This is a genomic window from Acinetobacter sp. SH024 (assembly GCF_000163635.1).
GTDB classification, from domain to species: Bacteria; Pseudomonadota; Gammaproteobacteria; order Pseudomonadales; family Moraxellaceae; genus Acinetobacter; species Acinetobacter pittii.
Window position 1 is genome coordinate 124,754 of record NZ_GG753600.1, and the last position, 14,624, is coordinate 139,377.

General features: G+C 38.9%; 14 protein-coding genes. 10 read left to right on the forward strand and 4 right to left on the reverse strand.

Translation table 11 applies throughout. The annotated features are described in order from the left end of the window. Positions 1–221: 221 nt before the first annotated feature. Entirely contained in the window at positions 222–590 is a 369-nt protein-coding gene (locus HMPREF0013_RS0105030) for a hypothetical protein (protein WP_002061057.1), read from the forward strand. Between the two features lie 57 nt (positions 591–647). Here HMPREF0013_RS0105030 and HMPREF0013_RS06555 read toward each other — a convergent pair whose 3' ends face one another. The 3 genes from HMPREF0013_RS06555 to HMPREF0013_RS06565 form a co-directional block, all read right to left on the reverse strand. Next, on the reverse strand, positions 648–1,667 hold the full coding sequence (locus tag HMPREF0013_RS06555; protein ID WP_002113516.1) for an MBL fold metallo-hydrolase: 1,020 nt from the start codon (positions 1,665–1,667) through the stop codon (positions 648–650). 140 nt (positions 1,668–1,807) lie between these two features. Then, entirely contained in the window at positions 1,808–2,377 is a 570-nt protein-coding gene (locus HMPREF0013_RS06560) for a TetR/AcrR family transcriptional regulator (protein WP_002113832.1), read from the reverse strand. A 93-nt stretch (positions 2,378–2,470) separates the two neighbouring features. Then, a complete protein-coding gene (locus HMPREF0013_RS06565) occupies positions 2,471–3,406 on the reverse strand; it encodes a LysR family transcriptional regulator (protein WP_001004589.1) in 936 nt (311 codons plus the stop codon). A 179-nt stretch (positions 3,407–3,585) separates the two neighbouring features. Between HMPREF0013_RS06565 and HMPREF0013_RS06570 the strand changes: the two genes are divergently transcribed. The 9 genes from HMPREF0013_RS06570 (at position 3,586) to HMPREF0013_RS06610 (ending at position 13,969) form a co-directional block, all read left to right on the forward strand. Next, complete coding sequence (locus tag HMPREF0013_RS06570) at positions 3,586–4,350, forward strand: SDR family oxidoreductase (RefSeq protein WP_000190709.1); 765 nt, start codon at positions 3,586–3,588, stop codon at positions 4,348–4,350. Between the two features lie 12 nt (positions 4,351–4,362). After that, positions 4,363–5,118 carry an SDR family NAD(P)-dependent oxidoreductase gene (locus HMPREF0013_RS06575; protein ID WP_002113706.1) on the forward strand — a complete coding sequence of 252 codons (756 nt, stop codon included), beginning with the start codon at positions 4,363–4,365 and terminating at the stop codon, positions 5,116–5,118. A 44-nt stretch (positions 5,119–5,162) separates the two neighbouring features. Then, complete coding sequence (locus HMPREF0013_RS06580; RefSeq protein ID WP_002113549.1) at positions 5,163–6,074, forward strand: SDR family NAD(P)-dependent oxidoreductase; 912 nt, start codon at positions 5,163–5,165, stop codon at positions 6,072–6,074. A gap of 2 nt (positions 6,075–6,076) precedes the next feature. Then, positions 6,077–6,538 carry a MaoC family dehydratase gene (locus HMPREF0013_RS06585; protein WP_002113725.1) on the forward strand — a complete coding sequence of 154 codons (462 nt, stop codon included), beginning with the start codon at positions 6,077–6,079 and terminating at the stop codon, positions 6,536–6,538. 9 nt (positions 6,539–6,547) lie between these two features. Then, on the forward strand, positions 6,548–8,371 hold the full coding sequence (locus HMPREF0013_RS06590) for an acyl-CoA dehydrogenase (RefSeq protein WP_002113578.1): 1,824 nt from the start codon (positions 6,548–6,550) through the stop codon (positions 8,369–8,371). 157 nt (positions 8,372–8,528) lie between these two features. After that, on the forward strand, positions 8,529–9,902 hold the full coding sequence (locus HMPREF0013_RS06595; protein ID WP_002113782.1) for an outer membrane protein transport protein: 1,374 nt from the start codon (positions 8,529–8,531) through the stop codon (positions 9,900–9,902). Positions 9,903–10,039: 137 nt separating this feature from the next. Then, positions 10,040–11,680, forward strand: coding sequence for an AMP-binding protein (locus HMPREF0013_RS06600; protein ID WP_002113851.1), 1,641 nt, complete (start codon positions 10,040–10,042; stop codon positions 11,678–11,680). A gap of 74 nt (positions 11,681–11,754) precedes the next feature. Further along, positions 11,755–12,657: a bile acid:sodium symporter family protein gene (locus HMPREF0013_RS06605; RefSeq protein WP_002113784.1), complete on the forward strand. Its 903-nt coding sequence runs from the start codon at positions 11,755–11,757 to the stop codon at positions 12,655–12,657. Positions 12,658–13,420: 763 nt separating this feature from the next. Continuing rightward, positions 13,421–13,969: a TetR/AcrR family transcriptional regulator gene (locus HMPREF0013_RS06610; protein ID WP_025464083.1), complete on the forward strand. Its 549-nt coding sequence runs from the start codon at positions 13,421–13,423 to the stop codon at positions 13,967–13,969. A gap of 441 nt (positions 13,970–14,410) precedes the next feature. Here the strand turns inward: HMPREF0013_RS06610 and HMPREF0013_RS06615 are convergent. Then, on the reverse strand, positions 14,411–14,624 hold a 214-nt coding region (locus HMPREF0013_RS06615), incomplete at its 5' end, for a hypothetical protein (RefSeq protein WP_005139060.1).

The following is a 14,624-nucleotide window of genomic DNA, read 5'->3' on the forward strand; positions in this document are numbered from 1 at the left end:
ATTTTATTAAGTTCTCTTAATCGTAAGAATGTCTAATAGGTGTTTAATCAAATAGTTCACCACTTATAAGTAAGATAGATGAAACGGGATAGGTATTTATCATTTATTTATAGAGTTATTTAAATTATATTTGCGTAGATTGTTTTACTTAAAATATTAAATAGCTTTATCTGAATAAAAATATTTTTTATATAGCATGATGAATGAATAAGAGAGTTGTTTTGAAAACTGAATTTATTATTAGATGTATTTATGCACTTTGCCTTATCGGTGCAGGGTTCAACCATTTACAAACAGTTTTGATGCATGGTTTGTTTTGGGACTATAACAATGCGCCTTTATTTACTTGTATTTATTGGACATCTTTAACGTTTATTGATCCACTTGCTGCAATTCTTCTATTTTATAGACCTCGTATCGGCTTAATTCTAACTTTTCTTATTATATTTAGTGATGTCATTCACAACACTTGGATTACATTAAAAGTGGGGCGAGACTTGCTTAACTATATGTATATTTCCCAATTTTTATTTCTGGTTTTTGTTGTGTGCACAATTAAGTTTCCTTGGAAGGCACATAAGAAAAGTTAAAATTTAAATATTGGAGAGAAAAAGCATTCTTTTACTCTCCAAATAATTTCTTCAAACTTACGAACGCCACCAATAATTTTCGGCATTTGGTTCATTAAGATTCAAGAGTTCACCCATTTGCGGTGTGCTAATCGCTAAATTATTTTTTTGAGCCAAGGCGACGATACGTTCAAATGGATCATCCCAAGCATGAAGTGCCAAATCAAAAGTCCCATTGTGCACAGGCAACAAATGACGACCTTTTAAATCGATATGCGCTTGTAAAGTTTGCTCTGGTTGCATATGAACATCGGGCCATTCGGGGTCGTAAGCACCAGTTTCTAACATGGTCAGATCGAAAGGACCGTAACGATGTCCAATCTCTTTAAAACCGTCAAAATATCCCGTGTCACCGCTAAAAAATACACGTAAGTCATTATCAATAATCACCCACGACGCCCAAAGTGTTGCATTGCTATCGCCCATCCCACGGCCTGAAAAATGATGAGCAGGGGCAGCCACCAATTTTAGCCCATCCACATGGGTAGTATCCCACCAATCAAGTTGTTGAACCTTTTCTGCTGGAATTCCCCATTTAATGAGCGTATCACCCACACCAAGCGGTGTTAAGAAATGCTCAACTTTATCGTTAAGTTGCATGACTGCATGGTAGTCGAGGTGGTCGTAGTGATTATGCGACAAAATTACGCCTTTGATGGGTGGTAATTCGGCAATGCTAATTGGGGGCTGATGGAAACGTTTTGGTCCAAGCCATTGAAAAGGTGATGCACGCTCTGAAAAAACTGGGTCGGTTAACCAAAACTCATTTTGCAGTTTTAATAAAATGGTCGAATGCCCCAAACGAAATAGAGAACGGTCAGGCGCACTTAAAAGCTGTTCTTTTGACAAACTTAAAACAGGAATTGCTTTGTTTGGAACAGTGTCTTTAGGTTTGTTAAATAGAAACTTCCACAAGAGTTGAAGCGTTTTGCCAAACGAAGGTTGGTGTTGGTTCGGACGCGTATTTCTAAATTTGCCATTGTGTTGCTGTGATGGCATTAAGGGAGTAGGCAAGTCTGTTGTGTTTGAAATAGTCATTTTGTTTTTCCTTATTGGAACAAACCTATATGTACAAATAAGAACTTGAGCTAAGTGCTTATTTCGATTTATTTAAATGAGTATTTACGCACTCATTAATTCATTCAAAAATAAGGATGCCGCGCATCCTTAACTCTTGTCTAGATTGAAACTGCATGCCAAAAGGCTTCAAAACCTGATTTGCGATAACGCTCGGCTTGAGAAGGGTCTTGGGCAATAAAATTGAGTGTAACTTCAGCAAGCGCACCTAAAATTGAAGCAATAAATAACGGTGGGTAATCTCTTAATTTTCCATCATTAATACATTCTTGAATGTTTTGGGTGAGGTCACAAAAGGTTTGCATACCAATTTGTTTACTTTGCTCAGTAATTTGTTCCGATGTTGAAAGCTGCGCCATTACTTTACGTTTAAGGGGAGCTTCTAAACTCCAGTCCAAATAGCTTTGCCAGATATGCGACATTTGTGTTTGCAGGTTAGCGTTAGTCGGGTAACTAAGCATCATCACCTGACGTAGTTCGGCCTTTAGCGAAAGATATAACTGGTTCAGCAGTTCCTCTTTATTACTAAAATAGGTAAATAAAGTACCTTCTGCCACGCCAGCAACTTTGGCAATTTTTGAGGTAGACGCACGCTCGCCAAGCTCTGCCAATGTTTCGATAGCAGCACTTAAAATTGCATTACGTTTATCTTCACTACGAGGACGAGCCATATACAAAAATATTAATTGAGTGATTACTCAATCATACATAAAAATATGAGCAGCGCAAGCGAAATAGAATTTTATTGTCATAAATTTACTATTTTATAAACTATTCATAAGCTGCAATATTTGACTCTTACACCATATTATTTGGTGTTCATGGGACTTTTGCTGATCCCAATATAAATTCATTTGATAACCAGCTATATCAATGGGTAACGGATGTACCTTAATTTGAGGGTAAGTATCTTTAAAATGAGCAATTTGACATTGAGGAATCGTGAGTAAATGGTCCATTTGTGTGATTAGACGGATTGCCGTTTCATATTGTTGGCAGCGGAAACTAATCGTTCTTTTGATACCTTGTTTAGATAAGAAAAAATCTTCAAAAACACGACCTGTAGGACGAGAGGACACTGTAATGTGCTTAGCTTCTAAATAAATTTCTTTGGTTAGGTTTGTTTTGGATAATAAGGGATGCTGCTTACGACTTATTACTACAAATTGATCTTTAGTAAGGCATTCATAACCAATGCTATCTTCAACCGAATGTTGAACATCAATCGCAAAATCGATTTTCCCCGTAGAAAGCTCATGTCTTAAGTTTTTACGATCAATGCGTACGCTATTTAACTGCAAATTAGGATTAAATTGAGTTAAGTGCTGAATAATAGAGGGTAAAAAAATTCCTTCATACTCATCATTCATAGCAATTGTGAGATGCTTTAAATCTCGTGCTGGCACAAAGTCATGTGTGCTTTGAATTGCTTGATGCATAAGTTGTAATGACTGTTCAATTTTAGGCCATAAACGTTTGGCTAAAGGCGACGGAACAACACCGTGCCCATCTCGAATAAATAATGGGTCATTAAAATGATCGCGTAAACGAGCTAATGCATGGCTAACAGCCGGTTGGCTTAGAAAAAGTTGTTCACTGGCCCGTGTTAGATTTTTTTCTTTATAAATTGCCACAAATACACGAAATAAATTCAGGTCAATACGAGCAAGAGAGGCAATATTATTATTCATTTCATTCATAGTTTGTTATTCAAACAATTCATTTTATTCATTGTAACAAGTTAGATATGGTCAGGAAATAGCATAAGAAATAGAGTGATTAATACTGTGAATTTTGAATGTAGCGCTTGTGGTAACAGCATTTAGAAAGCGTTGATTACAACAAATTTTTATAAAACCTATGAACATAAGGAAATGATATGGCAACACATTTATTTGATTTGACTGGAAAAATAGCCTTAGTTACAGGTGCAAGCCGTGGTATTGGTGAGGAAATTGCCAAACTTTTAGCAGAACAAGGCGCACATGTAATTGTATCTAGCCGCAAGATTGAAGATTGCCAGCGCGTTGCTAATGAAATTATTGCAGCAAATGGTAAAGCGGAGGCAGCCGCCTGTCATGTGGGTAAACTCGAAGATATTGCAGCAATTTTTGAATATATTCGTAAAGAACACGGTCGTTTAGATATTTTAGTCAATAATGCAGCTGCCAACCCTTATTTTGGTCATATTCTAGATACAGATATTGGGGCCTATAACAAAACGGTTGAAGTCAACATTCGTGGATATTTCTTCATGTCTATTGAAGCGGGCAAATTAATGAAAGAACAGGGCAGCGGTGCAATTGTTAATACCGCATCTGTAAATGCCCTGCAACCCGGAGACCGACAAGGTATTTATTCTATTACCAAAGCTGCGGTGGTGAATATGACCAAAGCCTTTGCAAAAGAATGTGGACCATTGGGCATTCGAGTGAATGCTTTATTACCGGGTCTTACCAAGACCAAATTTGCTTCGGCACTATTTGAAAATGAAGATATTTATAAAAGCTGGATGGACACAATTCCATTACGCCGTCACGCAGAACCACGTGAAATGGCAGGTACGGTATTGTATCTAGTGTCAGATGCTGCGAGTTACACCAATGGTGAATGTATTGTGGTTGATGGCGGTTTAACTATTTAGGGAGGAATAGCAATGTACGAACATTATTCAGGTCAAGTGGTCTTAATCACAGGTGCAGCGAGTGGATTTGGTGCATTGCTGGCAGAGCAACTGGCAAAGTATGGTGCAAAATTAGTGTTGGGTGACTTGAATATTGAAGGGTTAAATACTGTAGCTGAACCGCTACGCCAAGCAGGAGTGGAGGTGGTTGCGCAAGTGTGTGATGTTAGCTGTGAAGCAGATGTACAGGCTTTGGTGCAAAGTGCAGTTACTCAGTTTGGTAGAATCGATGTCGGGATCAATAATGCAGGTATGAGTCCGCCTATGAAAAGCTTTATTGATACCGATGAAGCAGATCTGGATTTGAGTTTTGCCGTCAATGCCAAAGGCGTGTTCTTTGGAATGAAGCATCAAATTCGTCAGATGTTGCAACAAGGTGGTGGCATTATTCTGAATGTTGCTTCTGTTGCAGGTTTAGGTGCGGCTCCCAAATTGGCTGCCTATTCTGCGGCAAAGCATGCTGTGGTGGGATTAACCAAAACAGCAGCGATTGAATATGCAAATAAAGGCATTCGAGTTAATGCAATTTGTCCATTTTATACAACCACTCCGATGGTGGTCGACAGTGAACTCAAAGAGAAACAAGACTTTTTAGCGCAGGCCTCGCCAATGAAGCGTCTTGGCCATCCAAGCGAAGTGGTGGCAATGATGCTGATGATGTGTGCCAAAGAAAACTCATATCTCACAGGTCAAGCCATTGCAATTGATGGTGGCGTGACAGCTTATTAAAACATTTATTAAATACATCTTATTCATATGTTTAGGAAAAAATCATGACAATTAATTTAAGCAATCGAGTGGCTATTGTTACAGGTGCAGGCGCAGGTCTAGGGCGGGAACATGCATTGTTACTGGCTCGTTTGGGTGCAAAAGTGGTCGTGAATGATCTTGGTAGTGATGTGAACGGAAAAGGTGGCTCAACCATGGCGGCCCAAAAAGTCGTGGATGAAATTATTGCGGCTGGTGGCGAGGCGATGGCAAATGGTGCTTCAGTCACGGATATTGAACAAGTACAACAGATGGTAGATGAAACAATTGCCCGTTGGGGACGTGTAGATATTTTAATTAATAACGCTGGAATTCTTCGAGATAAAACTTTTAGTAAAATGTCACTAGACGACTTCCGTACCGTGATTGATGTCCACTTAATGGGGGCAGTAAATTGCACTAAAGCGGTATGGGATATCATGCGCGAGCAAAAATATGGTCGTATCGTTATGACGACTTCATCCTCTGGTCTATATGGCAATTTTGGGCAGTCCAACTACAGTGCTGCAAAAATGGCATTGGTTGGACTCATGCAGACACTGGCTTTAGAAGGTGAAAAATCTAATGTTCGGGTGAACTGTCTAGCACCAACAGCTGCAACTCGTATGCTTGAAGGATTATTACCCGAAGAAGCCCTTAAAGCTCTTGCTCCAAGTGCGGTCAGTCCTGCAATCGCGACTTTGGTTAGCGAAGATGCACCTACCCGTATGATTCTTTGTGCTGGCGCAGGTAGTTTTGAAGCTGCCCACATTACCCTTACGCAAGGAATTTATTTAGGTACGGATGAACAAGTTCCGCATGTTTTAGCACAAAGTTTAGCTGATGTTTCAGACCGAACAGATGAGTTTGTGCCTGTTAGAGGAGGCGCTCAGGGTGAGCTTGAGCTGAAAAAAGCTTCATTAATGGCAGGAGAATAATTTTGACAAAAAATATATTAAGCATCGACCAACTGGTTGAGTTGCAAGGTCAAGCATTGGGTAGCTCGCAATGGATGACCATTGATCAAAGCATGATTAATACCTTTGCGGATGTCACACAAGATCATCAATTTATTCATGTGGATGAAGAAGCTGCTCGCCAAACACCTTTTGGTGGCACGATTGCCCATGGTTTTTTAACACTCTCTTTACTTTCAGCGATGGCCGCTCAGGTGTTGCCGACTGTACAGGGGCAGAAATCTGGCGTGAATTATGGCATCAATAATTTGCGTTTTATGAGTCCTGTACATAGCGGTAAGCGGGTGCGTGGAAATTTTCACTTAAAAAATGTTTCCCAAAAAAATAAGGGAAGTTATCAGTTGATCATGGAAGTCACGATTGAAATCGAAGATCAGGCAAAACCGGCACTTGTGGCCGAGTGGCTTACACTTGTAAATGTATAGGAATAACCCATGAGCAATGAATTAATTCTCTCTCGCCGTGATGTCGATTTTTTGCTATTCGACTGGCTAAAAGTCGAAGAACTTAGTCAACGCGATTCTTTTGCAGGACAGGACCGTTTTGAATATACGTCTGTTTTAAACGTTTACGAGGCTTTGGCAACCGATTTATTTGCTCCTCATAATAAAAAAAATGACAGTAACGAACCTGTTTTTGATGGCGAACGTGTAACTGTCAATCCTGAAGTCGGGGTAGCGCTTAAGGCCTTTGCTGACGCAGGTTTGATGAGTGCAGCGTTTCCGTCAGATTGGAATGGGATGAACTTACCCAATACCATCGAGCGTGCAGGTATGGCATATCTACTCGGTGCCAATTCAGGAACAGCGGGCTACGCCTTTTTAACCATTGGTAATGCAAATTTATTAATGGCTCATGGTGAACCTGAAAAAGTTAAACCCTATGTCAACGCCATGATAGAAGGCAAATGCTTCGGAACGATGTGTTTATCTGAACCGCAAGCAGGTTCAAGTCTGGCTGATATTCGTACACGTGCGATTAAAACAAAAGATGGTCGTTATCGTTTGTTTGGAAACAAAATGTGGATTTCAGGTGGCGAGCACGATATCTCTGACAATATTGTTCATTTGGTTTTGGCAAAAATTCCAGATGAAAATGGACAATTACCAGCAGGTGTGCAGGGCATTTCTCTGTTTACCGTACCGCGCAAATTACTCGATGAAAATGGACAGCCAAGTGAACGTAATGATGTGGTATTAGCTGGAATTAACCACAAGATGGGTTATCGGGGAACTGTGAATTGTGTGCTGAATTTTGGGGAAGGTCGTTTCACACCCGAAGGAGAAGCAGGCGCAATTGGTGAACTAGTCGGCGAAGCTGGTAAAGGGCTGGCCTATATGTTCCATATGATGAATGAAGCCCGAATTTCGGTTGGACTTGGGGCAGCAGCATTGGGATATACAGGTTATCTTCATGCTTTAGATTATGCAAAAACTCGAGTACAAGGTCGTTCTCGTAGTGAACGCAATCCGAGTTCTCCACAAATTCCGCTCATTCAACATGCGGATGTTCGCCGTATGCTCTTGGCGCAAAAAGCATATGTCTCAGGTGCGTTGGCACTGTGCCTATATGCAGCCCGATTAACCGATGATATCCACTCGCTTGAAGATGCCGAGCAGCGTGATCAAGCTCATCAATTACTTGATCTATTAACACCAGTGGTGAAAAGCTGGTCTTCTGAATGGGGGCTGGTGGCAAATGATTTAGCCATTCAAGTTCATGGCGGCTACGGTTATACCCGTGAATATAATGTTGAACAGTTTTATCGGGACAATCGACTCAACCCGATTCATGAAGGAACATTTGGCATTCAGGCGCTCGATTTATTAGGACGAAAAACTCGTCTTAATCAGGGACTGTCGATGAAGCTATTACATGAAAAAATCATGAATACGATCGCACAAGCCAAGGCACAGCCTTCTTTAAAAGATCATGCAGATCAATTAGACCAAAAGTGGCAACTCATCCGAAATGTAACAGAGAAATTGCATGCATTAACCGATGTTGAACTTCAACTGGCAAATGCCGCCAATTATTTGGAAGCTTTTGGACATCTTGTGGTGGGATGGTTATGGCTTGATCAAGCGGTAGTCATTCATAAACTCATGCCGAACTCAACAGACCCTGATTTTCTACGTGGGAAGCTTGCCGCGTGTGATTATTTCTTTGGCTGGGAAATGCCGAAAATTATGAGTTGGCTAGCGGTACTTGATCCGGTAGAGACGACTCCACTCAATATGTCAGAAGAATGGTTCTAGTAAGAACCATTCCTTAACCGCGCCGTTTGACAGAAAAGGAGAACAACCTGATTTTATAGAAAATACCTAATGAGAATCACTATGTAAAAACAAACATCAGGCGTTCAGTAAAGAGTGCCCTAATAAGTAAAAATAAAAATCTAGGACGGATTAAAAGATGAAAAAGAAAACATTAGTCATGGTCATGGCTTCATTTTGTACGAGCCCACTCTATGCAGCAGCATTTGATCGAACAGGACAATCAATTTCTGCATTTCTACAACCCGGTAATTATTTTGAGGCAAGTTTATCTGTTTCAGACACTTCGTTAGAAGGACAAGAAGCGGGTACAAACCCAACACGTAATAGTATTTCTGATATTGCAAACTCTGATTATCGTCCCAGTGCAGCCTTGAAATTACAGTTAGCACCTCAGTTTTCATTTGGTTTTCTTTACGATCAGCCCTTTACCTCCGACTCTGAATATTATGGAAATAACAGCTTTGTTGCTAAGCCGAGTGATACGATTTTAGTACCGGGCATTGATTCAGCAACACTTGCCCAAAAGACTGGTAGAGAAGTCGTAACAGGTAACACCAAATCGAATTTTGTTATGCAAAATTTTAGTCTGATATTGGGTTATCAACCGGATAAAAACTGGAATTTTTATGCAGGTCCTGTTTATCAGACATTTAAAAGTAACGTCAATTTAAGAGGTCAAGTTTTCAGTTTATATAATGGCTATGACTTTAATGCCAAAGAAGTTGGAGATTGGGGGTGGCTGGCAGGATTTGGTTATCAAATTCCCGAAAAAGCCATAAAAGCCTCATTGACCTATCGTTCAGAAATTATGCATGAAGTGACTGCCAATGAAAATGCGCCACTGGTTGATATGTTGAGTACACAGCAAGGCCGTGATTTTCTTGATCAGCATTTGGCGTATATGGTTTCTATAGGACAACTCACTGAATCGCGGAGGGAGGCACTCAATCGTATTGTTGCGGGCTTACCCGAAGCAGGAACATCAGGCTCAACTAAGTTTAGAGCGCCAGAGTCAGTAAATTTGGAATTTCAGACCGGATTACGCAAAGGGACTTTATTGTTCGGTAACGTGCGTTGGGTTCACTGGAACGATTTTGAGTTTAAACCATATCGTTTTGGCGAAATCTCAGAAGTTGTTGGGGTTCTATCAACGCCAAGTCGTCCAAATGGTTTTAATCTGGTTCGTTATTATGATGATCAATGGTCTGCCAATCTTGGAATTGGACAACGCCTAAGCGATAAATGGTCGGGTTCAGTTTCTGTAGGTTGGGACTCGGGAGCAGGTGAGCGCGTATCCACAGGCGGACCAGCTAAAGGTTATTACAGTGTTGGTCTTGGTGCGCAATATAGTCCAACTTCAAAATACTTTATTTCAGGTGGAATGAAGTATCTATGGCTTGGTGACGCCAAAGGTCAGCTTGGTGCCCAGGCAGGCAGTGAATATTATGTGGGTGAATATAAAAATAACTATTCAATCGGTTACGGTTTGAAAATTGGTTATAAATTTTAATTCAACTATTTGATGGATCGCTTAGTTATATAAACAGTTTATTTCTGCACGAGAGTAAGCAGATTAAGAGATTAAAGAAAATATAAAAAGTGGAGTAGGAACAGTTCCATTTCTCCCTCTCATAAAAGGACAATAAGATGACAAAACAGATCTGGTTAGACGAATATAAGCAATGGAATATAGAAAGTACGATTACATTGCCGGATGAACAAACTTCACTTCTCGATTTATGGGACAACAGTTTTAATAAGTTCCAGCAAAGAAAGGCTTTTATATTTGCAGATCAATCTTTTTCTTATGCTGAAATCGATTTATATAGTCGACAAGTAGCAACATTCTTGCAAAGTTTAGGGCTAGAAAAAGGTACACGTGTTGCCGTAATGATGCCCAATATTATTCAGTACCCAATTATTTCACTTGCCGTCATTCGTGCTGGTTATATTCTGGTCAATATTAACCCCCTCTATACAGCACGTGAGTTAAAGCATCAATTAAATGATGCAGGCGCAAAAGTCTTATTTATATTAGAGCAGTTTTTACCTGTTTATGACGCTGTCAAAGAGCAAGTGTCGATTGAGCAGATTATTACCACCACCATGACTGAAATGTTGGTCGAGCAACCTACTGAATTAGACAGCTTAGATTCTAAAAAATACGCTTTTAAGCAAATCTTATTGAAGACAAATGCCCAAGACTATATACGTCCTAAGCTTATTCTTGAGGACACTGCGCTTTTGCAATATACGGGCGGAACAACAGGTGTCTCCAAGGGCGCAGAATTAACCCATAAAAATATTGTTGCCAACTTATTACAAAATAATGTGGTTTTCAAAAGCTACTTTGGTGACCGAGATGCTTTTGAAGATGAAATAGCGATCTGTGCCTTACCGCTTTATCATATTTTTGGTTTTACTGTCTGTTTATTGCACAGTGCAATGAATAAAGGTTATGCCACTGTTCTAGTTCCAAACCCGCGTGATTTAGATGCTCTTGTACATTGTTTTGAAAAATATCGTCCTACGGTTTTTCCTGCTGTAAATACTTTATTTAATGCACTGATTAATCATGAAGGCTTTAATAAGCTGGACCATAGCCGTTTAGAAATTACCACTGGCGGCGGTATGGCAATTTTGAAATCCACTGCCGATGGATGGGAAAAAATGACAGGACGTATTATCCGTGAAGGGTATGGCTTATCAGAAACTTCACCTGTGGCGACCTTTAACCCGCCAATCTCTAATACTTTTAGTGGCACGATCGGTATTCCTGTGCCGAGCACGGATATTGCAATTTTGGATGATGAAGGTCACCAATTAGCGCTCGGTGAAATTGGAGAAATTGCAATTCGTGGCCCGCAGGTCATGAAAGGTTATTGGAATTTACCTGAAGAAACGAAAGCAGTCATGACTGCTGATGGTTTCTTTAGAACGGGTGACATTGGCTTTATGAATGAAAAAGGCTATACCAAAATTATTGACCGTAAAAAAGACATGATTTTAGTGTCAGGCTTTAATGTTTTTCCGAACGAAATTGAAGAAGTTTTAGCCCAACATCCAAAAATTTTGGAAGTCGCCGTGGTTGGCATTGCAGATGAAAAATCGGGTGAGGTGCCGAAAGCCTTTATTGTCAAAAAGGATGACTCTTTATCGGTTGAAGAAATCCAAATCTATGCAAAAGAAAACCTGACTGGCTACAAACAACCACGCTATATTCAATTTATTAATGAATTACCCAAATCGAATGTGGGTAAAATTTTAAGAAAAGAACTAAAAGTTTAATAAGAACTTTTAATTAAAAACATAAATGTATGGGACTAGAAGCTCCATAAATAAATGAAAAAAGGAATGAGATTATGGGTTCAGGATTAATTACCGTATTTTTACCAATTGCACTCGCAATTATTATGGCTGGTTTGGGTCTGGAGTTGACCATAAATGACTTCAAACGCGTACGACAACATCCCAAAGCCGTCTTTATCGCATTATTTTGCCAACTGGTTATTTTAGTCAGTATTGCTTTTATTATTTGTAAGGTTCTTGCTTTACCACCCATGCTTGCTGTTGGATTAATGCTCCTTTCTGCGTCACCGGGCGGGCCCACAGCTAATTTATTCAGTTATCTCTATAAAGGTGATATCGCTTTAAATATTACTTTAACGGCTATAAATTCAGTCATTGCTGCCTTTACACTTCCATTAATTGTGAATTTTGCAATACAGCACTTTATGGAAAATGGGCAAAATGTAGGATTGCAATTCTCTAAAATCATACAGGTTTTTCTTATTATTTTAGTGCCCGTTGGGATCGGGATGTTAGTCCGTCATTTTGCGCCGCATACGGCTGAAAAGCTCAATAAACCTGTGCGTATCTTTGCTATCGTTTTTCTCGTATCGATCATCATATTGGCAGTTGCACGAGATTATCAAAATCTGATGACGTATATTGGGCAAATTGGATTGGCAACTTTGCTGTTTTGCGTATGTAGTTTAATGGTTGGTTATTTTGTTCCAAGATTATTAGGTGTAAATAGCTTTCAGGCAAAAGCTTGCGCGTTTGAAATTGGAATTCATAACAGTACCTTAGCCATGACTATTGCTTTTACAGTAATGGCAAGCAGTATGGCCGCTATGCCAGCAGCCGTTTATTCATTATTTATGTACATTGTTGCAGCTATCTTTGGCACTTTGCTAAATCGTCTAGAAAAGAAAGAGATCACACAAATATCACCTAAAACATACTCAAAGAATCTTCAGTAATATCTGGCAGATAAAGGTATTTAATTACCACCAGATGTTTTAGTTTGAAATAAAAGAGGAGGCTAATACCTCCTTTTTTAGTCTCAAAATTTAAAATATTTATGGCCGAGTAAGCGCAGTCATAATAAAAAGAAAGCGTTAGAGTGCTGTTATAACAGCAAATTGTTAAGCCAATATTTAAGGTTTTTCTTAATTATGTAATTAAATGAAAAACAATAATTTAATTAAATAATTTCTAGCCAATTTCACATTGACACCTTAATTTTTGAAGATTACCATTTGCGGGCTGGCCTACATTGCCAGTCGGTTTTGACGGACCGTTTATTCGACCACATCAGGATTATTTCTTCTGAGGAGTAGTCTTGTGTGCGCACCTCGTTCCCTCCCGTAGCGGTAGGACGGGAGTGGGACACTTTCGAGTGTGCTGGATGTCGAAACCAGTCCGTCAACCCGCTTCCGTTCTGCCACCATAATTTATAATGTTTTGGCAGAACTCCCAATAGAAGGAGTTGGCTATGCACATTCATAAATTATTGGCAGTCACTGTCAAAATCTATCTCGACACAACTTAAAATTTTAAAGCAGTTTGATGAGCTATAGGCTTTTCAGGCTTTAAATCATTACGTCTAAAACTTAGCAACAATAAAACTTGAGATGTGCCAAGCACAGTCTTTACGGCTTTGCTGTGCCTTTTTTTCTCCCAGAAAAGGCACAGGCTTTTTAATCTCTTTTAGCAACAACAAGAATTTATAACGGTAAAACGATGCCAACTTTAGAAAGATCTTCCAAAAAATTACAGGTTATTCATATAGCAATAGAGTTGTTCAATCTCTATGGATTTCACAATACGGGCGTGGACTTAATCGTCAAAAAATCCAAAATTCCTAAGGCCACTTTTTATAATTACTTTCACTCAAAACAGCGGCTTATTGAAATGTGCGTATCTTTTCAAAAAAGCAAACTCAAAGAAGAAGTGCTGGCAATTATTTACTCAAGCTGTTACCGAACCTCAAGCGACAAACTTAAAGAGATTATTGTTTTACATGTCAATTTTAATAGCCTGTACTATCTATTACTTAAAGCCATTTTTGAAACTAAACAGATTTACCCGCAAGCCTACCGTATAGCGCTTGAATATAGAAAATGGCTGCTTAAAGAACTTTTTGATTTAGTTTTTAGTTTAGAAGCTCATGCATTAAAACCCGATGCCAATTTGGTTTTAAACCTAATTGATGGCTGGATGTTCCAGATTTTAAGCTCAAAAAGTTTGGAAGAGAGGGATGTGGTGGTGGAGAGGTTTTTTTCTTTTTAGATAAAATTAAATAAAATAAGAAAGGGATTTAACAAGATTGCTTATACCCTCTCATCACTACTATTAAAAGGAGTCTTTTTATTCAGAATACGTTTAATTTTTTTTAATTTGCTATTTTTGGTGCATAAAAAAAATATTGCACTATTAATGGGCAATTATATTTTATTTGAGAGATTAAAATTAATAGATCGAATGTGAGTTAATAATTTAAATAAAAATTATTAAGCTAAATAATAAGTTAATATAGAGTGGTAATGTTGGCATATATCTTGCTTTTTACCAAACGTTGCAATTTGTGCAACATTTAAATTAAAAATTAACGTATATATAAAGAGAGGAAATCATCATGAATGATTGTAATGAAAATATTAACCAATCAACCGAAAGCTTAATTAAATCAAGTAAAGTTCCCACAAGAAATGACTTTAAAGCAGGGCGAATTCAAACATGAGGTGCGACAGTTTCAAAAGCCATATGATAATCAACAAGCTGAGCAAATTTCTCTAATGGTGTAAGCCAATCTAACGCCTTTCTAGGACGAGTATTCAGTGACATGGCAACTTGATTTAAATAATGCTGATCTGCCTGATTTAAATCAATCCCTTTAGGTAAATATTGCCTAATTAAACCATTCATATTTTCGCATGTGCCTTTT